The organism is Amycolatopsis sp. La24 (assembly GCF_029087445.1).
Lineage (GTDB): Bacteria > Actinomycetota > Actinomycetes > Mycobacteriales > Pseudonocardiaceae > Amycolatopsis > Amycolatopsis nivea.
On the sequence record NZ_JARACH010000087.1, the window covers coordinates 19,721 to 31,100 of the forward strand.

Here is an 11,380-nt window from a genome sequence, read left to right on the forward strand (position 1 = left end):
GCGTCCCACGCACCGAACGCCACATTGGGTGCGTCACATGCACCCAATGCCACATTGGGGCGCAAGCCCCCACCTCAAGCAAACCGCAGCCGATGCACCCAACGATCGGTGCACCCACACCACCCCCGCACCCCGATACGAAGCTCTCCTGCGGTCTGAGGGTGCTTGTCAAGGCATCTTTCCAGCCTTGACAAGCACCCCCAGGCCGTCAGCACAATCAAGCTTCGGGGTGCCCCACGCAACCGCCACGGCAATGTCGCCGCCAGGCGACGAGCAGTCGTCACCCCAACGGCAGATCAAACGCCAACTGCTCCTGCCCGCCAACCCCCACCGGCACCCCAGCCAACGTCCCCGCACACCCCGGACAAGGCGTGACATGCCCAGTCCCAGGCGCGGTCAAATCGATCGGCGTCCAAGTCCGCGATTCCCGCTCCCCGCAAGCAGACCGCCGGTACCGCAGATCATCCGCCCGGGTCATCACATGCGCGACCGGATCGTCCTCCGGCAACGCACCCACGAGGTACCACCGAGCCGCAATCGTCTCCGCCATGGAACGAGTCCTCCAAAGAGGCTGGTCCGAGCTACGAAGACATAGTGCGACCCCGCCACCGCGAATCCGCGCGTTTACCCGTCTTCGGCGTGGCGCGCCCCATCATCGGGCTCATCGAGATACCGGAGAAACCGCAAAAGCCCCCGCTCGTCCGGCACCTCATCCTCCGCCACACAAGCCGCAAGCTCCCGCTCAACAGCCGCAGAATCAATCCCAGCACCAATCAAAACCAGCTCGGTCCGCCGCGGCCCAGACCCCCAGCTAGACCGCTCTACCTGCACAAATGCCCCGACAGTATGCAATCCGAACCGAGACCGAGCCTCCGGAGACCCGAGATCCACCTGCCCCTTAACCCGATACAACCCAGCAGGCCGGCTCTCCAGAAACGCCAAAAACCGCCGAGGCGAAAGCGGCCGCTCAGCACTGAACACGACGCTCTCATACCGCGCATGCAAATGCTCGGAATGATCATGTTCGCGCAGATCGTCAAAAGACAACTGCCCGTAACTTTCCCGAGGCCGGGGATCGAAAAACAACCCCGGATCAACCCGCCCCCGCTCGGTCTCCAGCACCGGCACCCCGGGCGCGTACTCCTCGACCACTGCCCGGACCTTGGCCAGCGCGTCCGCCTCGGCGCGGTCGACCTTGTTGAGAACCACCAGGTCGGCCACCCGCAGATGCTCGGTCAGCTCCGGATGCCGTGCCCGGGTCGCCTCGAACTCGACCGCGTCGACGACCTCGACCAGTCCGCCGTACCGGATGTCCGGGTTCTCGCTGGCGATCATCAGCCGCAGCAGGTCGCGCGGTTCGGCGATCCCGCTCGCCTCCACCACGATCACGTCGATCCCGGCTTCGGGCCGCGACAGTTTGCCCAGCATCGCGTCCAGCCCGCTGGCGTCGACCGCGCAACACAGGCAGCCATTGCCCAGCGAAACCATCGTGTCGACCTGCCCGGCGACCGCGAGCGCGTCGATGTTCACCTGGCCGAAGTCGTTCACCACCACCCCGACCCGGACGCCCTGGCGGTTGGCGAGCAGATGGTTGAGCATCGTGGTCTTCCCCGCACCGAGAAAACCCGCCACGAGCACTACTGGAACCCGCTGCCTGGCCACGCGTCAACCCTCCTGTCGTCCGGGCAGCCGACGATACCCGCAGCGGGCGCCGGGCCGTGGCAGCCCGGTGCCGTGCTCGGCGAAACGCGGTTGGCGCAGTGTGCCGTCGTGGCAGGATGAGCGGATGATCTGGACGCCGGGCAGGGAGGACCGGGTCGACGGCATGCCGACGGCCGGAGAATGGCGGCAGTTGTCGGTCGTGCCGGAGAAACGGGAGGTCTTCGGCTACGACCTGTACTTCCGCGAGGGCTGGGCGGACGTGCTCGCGGTGTTCGGCAGCGACGCGACGCGAGTGCTCGGCGGGCTGGCGATGCTGGTGGTCAAACCGGACGCGGTGGTCGGCCGCAGGCTCGGCCCGATCATGGATTACCTGGCGGACAACGGTTTCGTGCCCGTCGCCGCCACCCGGTTCGGCTACACCCGGCATTCGATGCGCGAGGTGTGGCGCTACGACTGGCACATCTACACCGTCGACCGGCTGCAGTTGTGCACTTTCTGGTATCTCACCAACGATGTGCTGCTGTTCCTGGCACGCGATGTCCGCCCGGTCGCGGGATTGCCCGCGACGGTCCGGCTGTGCGAGCTGAAGGGCGTCGGCGATCCGGCGCAGCGCCGGCCGCACCATTTGCGCACGAAGCTGAACCCGCCCAACCGGATCCTGAACTTCGTGCACGTCGGCGACGAACCGGCGGACATCGTGCGCGAGCTGACGATTTTCCTCGACCGTCCGGAGCGGCTCCGGTTCCTCGAGGAGCTGCGGGCGCATCTCGCCGAGGACCGCACGGCGCAGGCGCGAGCCGAGATCGCCGCCCTCGAAGCGGATTGCCCGGCGCACGACCTGGACATCGACGCGACGCTCGCCCGGCTGGCTCCGATAGCGGGCGACGCCGCGGTTTCCCGGTTGCGGGACGTCGTCGAGGGCGGGGACCGGATCAGCTGGGACGAGCTGGCCGAGCTAGTGCCCTTCGAGAAGGCCGACCGCTGGGACGTGATCGTGACCGCGTCGTTCGTGGTGCACAACGAGCGCCCGGTGCCGCATGCGCTGCTGCCTGCCGTTTCGGCGGAGGCATGGACCGCGCAGGTGCGGTAGCGCGCCGCCTACAACGGACGTCGGGCCCGGGGCTTGGCCCAGTGCGCCGGATCCGGGTTGGAGATCAGCTTCGCTTCGCCGGGCTCGTCGCATTCGATCAGCCCGGCCCCGACCGCGGCGAGGTCCCAGCGATCGACCTCGGCTCCGCTTTCGGCGACCGCCTCGGCGACCTCGATCCAGGGCACGGATTCCCCGAACCGCAGGCGTTCCAGCAGTTGGAGCGCCCGGCTGCCGTGCTCTGCCCGCTTGAGCGCGTCTGCCACCGCGTCGGCGGCCGTGTTGGCGTCGAAGGTCCGCGGGGTGGCGGCGGCTTCGGCGGCGAACACTTCTTCGAGCAACGGGAGACCAGTTGGGGTGTCGACGGCCAATGCGTTCAGCGCTTCCCGTCGCTGCGGCGGGTTGAGCAGCAGGCCGAGTTCCCGGATCAAGTCGGCGGGCTCGTCGGCGACGTGGATGTAGCTGAAGTTGCGGTTGTGCTGGTGCAGCAAGGCGCGCAGCGTGCCGGGTTTTTGCTTCGACAGATCGGCTGAGCCTTTCAACGCGGCCAACCGCATCGTCGCGGGCATCGGCCCGGGCTGCTCGTCGCGCAGGAGCAGCAGCAGGGCGGAGCCGCGGTAGATCAAGTCGTTCAGCGCGAGCCGGTCCACGGTGGCCGAGGTCAGCTGGTACCGCCACATTTCCCGCCACCGCAGGCCGTCCAGTTCCGGACGCTGTACTGCTTGTACAGCGAATCCCTGCTCAGCCAGCCAACCGAGCACCGGGCGCACCTTGCTCGCGGCGATGCCGTCCGGTTTGACCAGGAGAAGCGCGTGCTGACGCAGGATTTCCGCGGCCCGGTCGCCGAGGAACCGGGCGGTGTCGCGGGCGCCTTCCCGGAAGTAGGTCTCGCGACGGTAGGCAATGCGCTTCGCGGGCATGCGCGTGAGCGCGGCCCAGTCCATGTCGTCGATCTTTTCCCCCTTGGCCGATGCCGGATCAAGTGATGTTATCCCGGCTGCGGGGCCTCGTGGAGGAAGCGCCGATGGGCAGTTCGCCAAGAAATGTCGAACGTCTTCGGAAGCGTGCCGCCGTGCGGGTGAGGGTCCGGGCCTCGGATCGGCGGATCGGCGTACGGCCGCTGTGGCGTCCGGGTGAACCGGTTGATTCCATTCCCGAACGTCCCGCGCGCCAATCGTCTACTGTGGACACAGCAGATTCGGTTGTGCTGCCGAATGTTCCGGGTGATCTAGTACCGATATCGGTCGCGGATTGCGCCGGATGTCGCAGGCGGATTGGTCGGTTCCGAGTCTTGCCTTGAAGAATTCTCCGCTATTTCGCGAATGTGCGGAGGAAATTGTTCACTCGGATGGTCGCTGCCCGGGTCGGGTCGGCGTCCATAGAGTGCTGAGCGGCAGTGCACCGGAGGGGGTGCCGTGAGCCCGAGGAAGATCATTCCCGGAGGGCTGGAATGCACCGATTGCTCGAGTCCCGCAGCACCACGCTGACCACCCAGCAGGAGGCCGGAACATTCGGTACCGGCTGGCGTGCTCGCGCTTTCCGCGACGTCGAGTCCCGGCTCACCGACCGCGGCTTCCCTTGCGTCTTCTCGAGAAACGCCTTCCGAAAGGGACTGCTGCTGTTCTCGTTCGCCGAGGATGCCGGGTCGGACGCTATCGCGAGACTCGGTGTCGAACTCGCCGATTATGTAGAGCTTTCCCGGAATTGGAATGGCCGGCTCGACACCGCGTACCCGTTGCTGATCGTGTTTTCGCCCGCGGCGGTGTCCGCCGGATCGGTCTCGGAGTACCAGGCGTTCGGCTGGGAAGTGCTCCAGAAGCTGCACCACGTCGATCCGGCGCCCTGGCCGGAGAACGTCGGCACCGACCCCGGCGAAAGCTCGTGGTCTCTGTGCTCCAACGGAATGCCGTTGTTCGTCAACATGAGCAGCCCCGCCCACGAGGTCCGGCGCAGCCGCAATCTCGGCGAGCATTTCGTGCTTGTCATCAACCCGCGCGAACGGTTCGACGTCGTCGCGGGCGACACCCCCAGCGGCCGCAACGTTCGCGACAACATCCGGGCGAGGATCGACCGCTACGACGGTGCCCCGCGCGCTCGCCAGCTCGGTTCCTACGGTGTCGCCGGGCTGGAATGGTGGCAGTACGGCCTGCCCGAAGAGGATGTCGACCGGACGGACGCCTGCCCGTTTTCCTTCCGGGAAGCCGAAACCGCGCGGCCCCGTGTCTGATCGGAGAGAGAGACTTTGCGGCTGGTGTCGCGACCGGACTGAGTCCATTATGGACATGACCGCGCCGGTGTTCGTGACCGCGGCGGTGCGGTAAACCGGCAGCCGGACGGCAGACAAGGCTGTTGCCGACTCAGCCCCCGACCGGGCAAGATCGGTGAGGTCGCCCGGCGCCGGGCGGAGTGCTCCGGTGGCGGGGGAGGGGTTCCGATGATCGACGACCCGGTTCTGCTGCCAGCCTGGCCCACCTCCGCGCTCCTCGGAGCGGTGGCCGCATGACCGCCCGTCCCGGGCCCGTTGCCCCCGAACGCGCGACCCCGCTGCGTCCTGCGCTCGTCCTGATCGGCGTCCTGCTGATCGCCACGAACCTGCGCGCCGCGATCACGTCGCTCGGTCCCATTCTGGGCCTCGTTCAGGCCGATCAGGGGCTTTCCTCGGTAGCCGCGTCCGTCCTGGTCAGCGTGCCGCTCATCGCCTTCGCCGGGTGTTCCCCGATCGCACCCAAGGTCGCCGCGAAGCTCGGGCTCGAGCGGTCGCTCGGCGCGGCGGTGCTGCTGCTCGCGATCGGGATCCTGCTGCGCTCGACCCCGCCGCAGTTGTTGCTGTGGACCGGAACCGCGCTGCTCGGGGTCGCCATCGCGATCCTGAACGTCCTGCTCCCCGCGCTCGTCAAACGCGATTTCCCGACCCGGATCGGGCCGATCACCGGCACGTACACCGCGGTCCAGTCTGGCGTCGCCGCGATCGCCGCAGGGGTCGCGGTGCCGCTCGCCGGGCAGCAGGCTGGCGGATGGCGGCTTTCGCTGGGCGTCTGGGCAGGGCTCGCGCTGATCGCCCTCGGGGTTTTCCTGCCGCAGCTGCGCCGGTCCGCCGCCGCGCCGGCGCTCGTGCGGACGACCGGGGCGGCACGGCCGTGGACGAACGGGCTGGCCTGGCAGGTCACCGTCTTCATGGGGCTGCAGTCGCTCGCCTTCTATGTGCTGGTGACCTGGCTGTCCTCGATCGAACAAGCCGCGGGCATCAGCTCGGTGACCGCGGGGTTCCATCAGTTGCTCTTCAATCTTTGCGGCCTGGTCGGCAGCTTGGTGAGCTCCATGCTGATCCACCGGTTGCCTGATCAGCGTCCGGTCGCGATCACCGGGTCGCTGCTGTTGACGGCCGCGCTGACCGGGCTGCTGGTCGCGCCGGGGATCGCGGTGCTCTGGGCGGTCTTCGCCGGGTTGGCCGGCGGGACCACGTTGGCATTGGCGTTGTCGCTGTTTGGGCTGCGTACGAAGGATTATTCCGACGCTGGGGCGTTGTCGGGAATGGCTCAGTCCGCGGGTTACACGCTCGCGGCGCTGGGGCCGATCGTGATCGGCGCGATTCACGACGCGGCTTCGTCCTGGACGCCTGCGCTCGGGGTGCTGATCGCGCTCGCGCTGGTGCAGACGACGTTCGGCGCGCTGGCCTCTCGCCCGAAGACGATCGCCTGACCGTCTGGGCCGCTGTCGGGCTTCGGCCGGGCGCGGTCCGGCGATGGGGTGGAGAATGAAGGCATGATCAACGTCCTCGTCGCGTACGCGGGCAAGCATGGCGGCACCCGTGAGATCGCCGAAGTCGTCGGCGAGGAGTTGCGCGCCGCCGGGTTCGCTGTCGACGTGCGCGACGCGGGCGAGGTCGACAGCGTCACGGGGTATGCCGCGGTGGTGGTCGGCAGCGCCCTCTACTACGCGCGTTGGCGGCCCGAAGCGGTGCGGTTGCTGGAGCGCAACACCGAGGCGCTGCGGGCGCGTCCGGTCTGGTTGTTCCACAGCGGACCGTGCGGTCCGGGCGCGAATCTGACCCGGGTGAGCCTGCCCGCTCGGGTGACGTTGCTGGCCGCCGCGATCGACGCGGGGCGCACCGAGACGTTCGGCGGGCGGCTCGACCCGGCGCTCGCGGAAGGCGTGCTGGAAAAGCTGATGGCGCGCGGCAGCCGGGCGGGCGATTTCCGCGACTGGGAGCGGATCCGGGCGTGGGCGCGGGACATCGGCCGCCGGGCGCAGTCTCGCGTGGCGATCTGAGCGTCAGGACGCGCCGAGCACGCGCAGCACCGTGGCGGACAGCTCTTTCTCGGCTTCGGCCGGCGAAAGCCGTCCCGCGTCGGCCTCGCCCGCGGCCGCGTGGCCCAGCTGGATGATCACCGTGACCAGCCAATCCGCCGGCGGCTGCCGGTCGAACTCCCCGGCGAGCTGCCCGCGTTCGACAATCCGCCGCAACCGCTCGGCGACCGGCTCGTGCTGCTCGCGTCCGTCCTCCGCGGAGGACGCCGTGGAGGAGAACCGGCGCAGCAGCGACGGATAACGCGAGGACGCCCGGCGCGCGGCGTTGAGCACCCGCAGGATCGCGTCCGCCGCCGGCCCGGTGTCCGGACCAGCGGCGTCCATCGCGTCGACGGCTTCCTCCGTGAGCCGGTCGAGGACCGCGGCCAGAAGCCGTTCGCGGGAAGGGAAATGGGCGTACACGGTCTGCCGGGTCACGCCGGCCGCCGTGGCGATGCCCTCGACGCTCGCGTCCGGATCTGTTTCCAGCACACGGAGCGCCGCGTCGAGGATCGCGGCGCGGCTGCGCTGGGCGTCCGCGCGGAGTTTCGCCATCTCTTACACCTTGTCAAGGTTAGCTCGAACGGATATCTTACAGGGTGTCAGAGTTTATCTGGGAGGGGTTCATGGGCACACTCGAACACGCTGATCCGAAGGCATTCATCGCGGGCTTCTTCACTTCGTTCACCGACGATCTGGTGCACACCGACGAGGACGCGGCGACGGTGGTCGACCGCTATCACACGCCCGACGTCGTGCAGATCGCCGACGGGGTGCGGATCGACCGCGCGCGGCTGGTCGCGCATTGCCGTCCGGTGCGGAAGAACCGGCCGGACAGCCGGATCGAAGTCCACGACGCGATGGCCGACGGCGACCGCGTCGCCGCGCGGTACACGCTGCACGTTCGCCAGCGGGGAAAGGAGCTCGAGATCGAGGTGTCGTTCTTCGGCCGGTTCGCCGAGGACGGCCGGATGCGCGAGGCGCACCTGCTCACTCGTTCGGCGAAAGCGCCCGAGTAACCCGATTCCTCCGCTTTTGCTTGGTATGTCAGGGATGTGGTGAGTCCACATGCGACTCTTGCCTCTCCGCCGCACCGGGTGTAGACCAAGCCGGTGACCGAAAACGCAGCCGGGGGCAAGGGAAAACGCAAGCTCAGCGCCGATCAGCGGAACTCGTTCCTCGCCGCGTGGCTCGGCTGGAGCATGGACGCGTTCGACTATTTCCTCGTCGTGTTCGTGCTCGCGGACATCGCGAAGGACAAGTCGTTCGGCGCCACCGCCACCCAGCTGGCATTCATCACCACCGCGACGCTTGTGATGCGCCCCGTCGGGGCGCTCCTGTTCGGACTGTGGGCGGACCGGTCCGGACGGCGCATTCCGCTGATGGTCGACGTCCTGCTGTATTCCGCGGCGGGCGTGCTGTGCGCGGTCGCGCCGAACTTCACCGTGCTCTTGATCCTGCGGTTCATTTACGGCATCGGCATGGGCGGTGAATGGGGCCTGGGCGCGGCGCTCGCGATGGAGAAGATTCCGGTGGAGCGGCGCGGGTTCTTCTCCGGACTGCTGCAGGCCGGTTACTCCGCCGGGTACCTGCTGGCCGCGCTGGCGTACCTGCTGTTCCACACCGCGCTCGGCCTCGAGTGGCGGTGGATTTTCGTGCTGAGCATCTTCCCGGCGCTGATCAGCCTGCTGATCCGGGCGCGGGTCAAGGAATCCGAGGTGTGGGAGGCGGCGCAGGAGAAGATGCGCGTCACCCGGACGTCGGTCAAGGACGTCCTGTTCAACCCGAAGGTGCTGCGCCGGTTCGGGTACCTCGTGCTGCTGATGACCGCGTTCAACTGGATGTCGCACGGCACGCAGGACGTCTACCCGACATTCCTGAAGGCGACCGAGCACGGCGGCGCCGGCCTGAGCGCGGCGACCAGCACGTGGATCGCCGTGCTGTACAACGTCGGCGCGATCATCGGCGGCCTGGTCTTCGGCTCGCTGTCGGAACGCTTCGGCCGGCGGATGACGATCGTCGGCGCCGCGGTTCTCGGGTTGCCGATCGTCCCGATCTTCGCCGTCGACCACGGAGCCGGGATGCTCGCGCTCGGCTCGTTCCTGATGCAGATCATGGTGCAGGGCGCGTGGGGCGTCATCCCGGCGCACCTCACGGAAATGTCCCCGGACGCGATCCGCGGGTTCTTCCCCGGCGTGACCTACCAGCTCGGCAACCTGCTGGCGGCGCTGAACCTGCCGATCCAGGAAAGCATCGCGCAGTCGCAGGGGTACACGGCCGCGCTGCTGTGGACAGTGATCCCGGTGCTGATCGCGGTCGCCGTGCTGACCTCGCTGGGCAAGGAAGCGAAGTCCATCCGCTTCGGCGGCGAGGGCGCGACCACCGCACCCGCCGGGTCTTCCTGACCTCTTCTGCCTCTGCTGGGCTCGGGCGGCCTTGCCGTCGAACAATCGCCGATATATCGTGGGCATATCGGCGATTGTTCGACGGAGGAGGAAGACATGACGAGGACCGCAGGCGGAGACCACCTGTTCCGAGGCTTCGGCGGCCCGGAACGCTTCGGCGGGCACGGAGTGCCGTTCGGTTTCGGCCGCCCCGGACCGGTTCACCCTGGTGACGGGGGTCGGGGAGTGCCGTTCGGCAGGCCGGACGCGCCGGGCGACGGGAGGGGGCGACATCCGGGCGGGCCGGGGGAAGGACACGGGTGGCCTCGGGGAGGCGAACCGGACGAGGAGCGCGGGCGTCCGGGCGGCTTCGGTGGCCAGGATGCCTGGTTCGGGCTGGGCGGACGCGGCTGGGCGGGCTTGCTCGGCGGGCGAGGCTTGGGGGTCGGCCAGCATGCGGTGTTCGGCGGGCCCGGTGCCAGGTTCGGGCAGACCGGGCTCTTCGGGGGGCCGGGAGTCGCCTTCGGCTGGCCTGGTCACGGGGGTGAGCACCACGGCTGGTCGGGCGAGCCGGGCGAGCATCACGGTTGGCCGGGGGAGCACCACGTGCACCCTGGTCATTCGGGCGATGGGGGCGAACACCACGTCCACCCCGGTCATTCGAGTGAGGCGGGGGAACGCCACCCGCACCCCGGCCGTCCGGGCGAGGCTGGTGAGCACCATGTGCACTTCGGCCATCCGGGCGAGCATCCAGGACACCCGGGTTACTCGGACCACCTAGGACATCCGGGGCGCCCCGGTCACCCAGGCCATCGCGGTCACCCGGGTCACCCCGGTGACGCGGAAGCCTGGGACGGCACGGTCTTCGAAGCCCGTGGCGGTTTCCCGCCGGGGCCTCCCGGTCCTCCTGGTCCGCCCGGGCCGCCGCATCGGCCGGGGTTTCCCGGGTTTCCTGGGTTCCCGGGGTTTCCGGGAGGCCCCGGCGGCCCCGGCGGTCCGGGAGGGTTCTTCGGTGGCCCGCCCCGCGGCGGTCGGGGCCCGGCGCGGCCGGTGCGTCCGGCGGTGCTTGCCTTGCTCGCGGAGGAACCCCGGCACGGGTATCAGCTGATGCAGGAGATCCGGCGTCGCACGAATGACGAGTGGCGGCCCAGCCCGGGGTCCATTTACCCGATTTTGCAGCAGCTCGAGGACGAAGGCCTGGTCCGCACCGCGGAGGAGGGCGGCCGTCGCGTCGCGCATCTCACGGAGGCGGGGCGGGAGCACGTCGCGGGGCGCGAGGAGGAGTTCGCCGCGCTGTGGGCGTCTTCGGCTCGTGACGAGGATCCGGGTGCGGACCGGTTCGCGGCGCTGTATCAGCAGATCGGCGAGTTGGCCGGGGCGGCGGCGCAGGTCGCGCACACGGGCAGCGAGGCGCAGTGCGCGGAGGCGCGCAAGGTGCTTCGCGAAGCCCGCCGCAGGCTGTATGCGTTGCTCGCGGACGACGACTCCGAAGACTAGAAACCATCGGTTGGCGAGTCCATTGTGGACTCGCCAACCGGCGGTCACCTCGGGCTACAACCGGAGGTGGTCCGAGCGCGCGTGTCGGTTGTTGGACGGCGGCGCGGTGCGGCGGGTCCAATGCGGCCATGCCATCGTTTGTCCATCTGCACGTCCACACCGAGTACTCGATGCTGGATGGTGCGGCGAAGATCGGTCCCTTGTTCGCGGAGGCGGCCCGGCTGAACATGCCGGCGGTCGGGATGACCGATCACGGGAACATGTACGGCGGGGACGAGTTTTATCAGACGTCGAAGAAGCACGGGATCAAGCCGATCATCGGTATTGAGGCGTATGTCGCGCCGGAGTCGCGGTTTCACAAGAAGCCGGTGTTCTGGGGGCAGGCGTCGCAGCGGGGGTCGGACGAGTTCGGCGAGGGCGGCGACGTCTCGGGTGGCGGTGCGTATACGCACATGACGATGGT

12 protein-coding genes are annotated in these 11,380 nt (G+C 68.7%); 8 read left to right on the forward strand and 4 right to left on the reverse strand.

What is annotated here, in order from left to right:
- Window positions 1–280: 280 nt before the first annotated feature.
- Window positions 281–550 carry a hypothetical protein gene (locus PUT80_RS42875; protein WP_067578823.1) on the reverse strand — a complete coding sequence of 90 codons (270 nt, stop codon included), beginning with the start codon at window positions 548–550 and terminating at the stop codon, window positions 281–283.
- Between the two features lie 74 nt (window positions 551–624).
- On the reverse strand, window positions 625–1,662 hold the full coding sequence (locus PUT80_RS42880; RefSeq protein ID WP_275295552.1) for a GTP-binding protein: 1,038 nt from the start codon (window positions 1,660–1,662) through the stop codon (window positions 625–627).
- A 124-nt stretch (window positions 1,663–1,786) separates the two neighbouring features.
- Between PUT80_RS42880 and PUT80_RS42885 the strand changes: the two genes are divergently transcribed.
- Window positions 1,787–2,752 (forward strand): nucleoside-diphosphate kinase, encoded by a 966-nt coding sequence (locus tag PUT80_RS42885; protein WP_051729086.1) that lies wholly within the window; start codon window positions 1,787–1,789, stop codon window positions 2,750–2,752.
- 8 nt (window positions 2,753–2,760) lie between these two features.
- Here the strand turns inward: PUT80_RS42885 and PUT80_RS42890 are convergent, their stop codons facing one another.
- Window positions 2,761–3,693, reverse strand: coding sequence for a nucleoside-diphosphate kinase (locus PUT80_RS42890; protein ID WP_051729087.1), 933 nt, complete (start codon window positions 3,691–3,693; stop codon window positions 2,761–2,763).
- A 506-nt stretch (window positions 3,694–4,199) separates the two neighbouring features.
- On the opposite strand from PUT80_RS42890, the gene PUT80_RS42895 reads away from it, so the two are divergent.
- The 3 genes from PUT80_RS42895 to PUT80_RS42905 all read left to right on the forward strand — a co-directional run bounded on the left by PUT80_RS42895 (window position 4,200) and on the right by PUT80_RS42905 (window position 7,018).
- Window positions 4,200–4,976: a YqcI/YcgG family protein gene (locus PUT80_RS42895; RefSeq protein WP_275295553.1), complete on the forward strand. Its 777-nt coding sequence runs from the start codon at window positions 4,200–4,202 to the stop codon at window positions 4,974–4,976.
- A gap of 272 nt (window positions 4,977–5,248) precedes the next feature.
- Complete coding sequence (locus PUT80_RS42900) at window positions 5,249–6,448, forward strand: MFS transporter (protein ID WP_275295554.1); 1,200 nt, start codon at window positions 5,249–5,251, stop codon at window positions 6,446–6,448.
- Between the two features lie 63 nt (window positions 6,449–6,511).
- Window positions 6,512–7,018, forward strand: a complete 507-nt coding sequence (locus PUT80_RS42905; protein WP_275295555.1) for a flavodoxin domain-containing protein — start codon at window positions 6,512–6,514, stop codon at window positions 7,016–7,018.
- A gap of 3 nt (window positions 7,019–7,021) precedes the next feature.
- Here PUT80_RS42905 and PUT80_RS42910 read toward each other — a convergent pair whose 3' ends face one another.
- Window positions 7,022–7,591 carry a TetR/AcrR family transcriptional regulator gene (locus PUT80_RS42910; protein WP_275295556.1) on the reverse strand — a complete coding sequence of 190 codons (570 nt, stop codon included), beginning with the start codon at window positions 7,589–7,591 and terminating at the stop codon, window positions 7,022–7,024.
- Between the two features lie 71 nt (window positions 7,592–7,662).
- Here PUT80_RS42910 and PUT80_RS42915 point away from each other — a divergent pair, with 71 nt between their 5' ends.
- The 4 genes from PUT80_RS42915 to PUT80_RS42930 form a co-directional block, all read left to right on the forward strand.
- Window positions 7,663–8,055, forward strand: a complete 393-nt coding sequence (locus PUT80_RS42915) for a nuclear transport factor 2 family protein (RefSeq protein ID WP_275295557.1) — start codon at window positions 7,663–7,665, stop codon at window positions 8,053–8,055.
- A gap of 93 nt (window positions 8,056–8,148) precedes the next feature.
- Window positions 8,149–9,441 carry an MFS transporter gene (locus PUT80_RS42920; protein WP_134732881.1) on the forward strand — a complete coding sequence of 431 codons (1,293 nt, stop codon included), beginning with the start codon at window positions 8,149–8,151 and terminating at the stop codon, window positions 9,439–9,441.
- Between the two features lie 1,041 nt (window positions 9,442–10,482).
- Window positions 10,483–10,917, forward strand: a complete 435-nt coding sequence (locus PUT80_RS42925; RefSeq protein WP_275295558.1) for a PadR family transcriptional regulator — start codon at window positions 10,483–10,485, stop codon at window positions 10,915–10,917.
- 128 nt (window positions 10,918–11,045) lie between these two features.
- The coding region (locus tag PUT80_RS42930) for a PHP domain-containing protein (RefSeq protein WP_275295559.1) at window positions 11,046–11,380 on the forward strand (335 nt) is incomplete at its 3' end.

Coding starts and splice junctions, on each gene's coding strand:
- PUT80_RS42905 (WP_275295555.1), top strand. CDS start 6,512: ATGATCAACGTCCTCGTCGCGTACGCGGGCAAGCATGGCGGCACCCGT.
- PUT80_RS42875 (WP_067578823.1), bottom strand. CDS start 550: ATGGCGGAGACGATTGCGGCTCGGTGGTACCTCGTGGGTGCGTTGCCG.
- PUT80_RS42890 (WP_051729087.1), bottom strand. CDS start 3,693: ATGGACTGGGCCGCGCTCACGCGCATGCCCGCGAAGCGCATTGCCTAC.
- PUT80_RS42900 (WP_275295554.1), top strand. CDS start 5,249: ATGACCGCCCGTCCCGGGCCCGTTGCCCCCGAACGCGCGACCCCGCTG.
- PUT80_RS42910 (WP_275295556.1), bottom strand. CDS start 7,591: ATGGCGAAACTCCGCGCGGACGCCCAGCGCAGCCGCGCCGCGATCCTC.
- PUT80_RS42885 (WP_051729086.1), top strand. CDS start 1,787: ATGATCTGGACGCCGGGCAGGGAGGACCGGGTCGACGGCATGCCGACG.
- PUT80_RS42895 (WP_275295553.1), top strand. CDS start 4,200: ATGCACCGATTGCTCGAGTCCCGCAGCACCACGCTGACCACCCAGCAG.
- PUT80_RS42915 (WP_275295557.1), top strand. CDS start 7,663: ATGGGCACACTCGAACACGCTGATCCGAAGGCATTCATCGCGGGCTTC.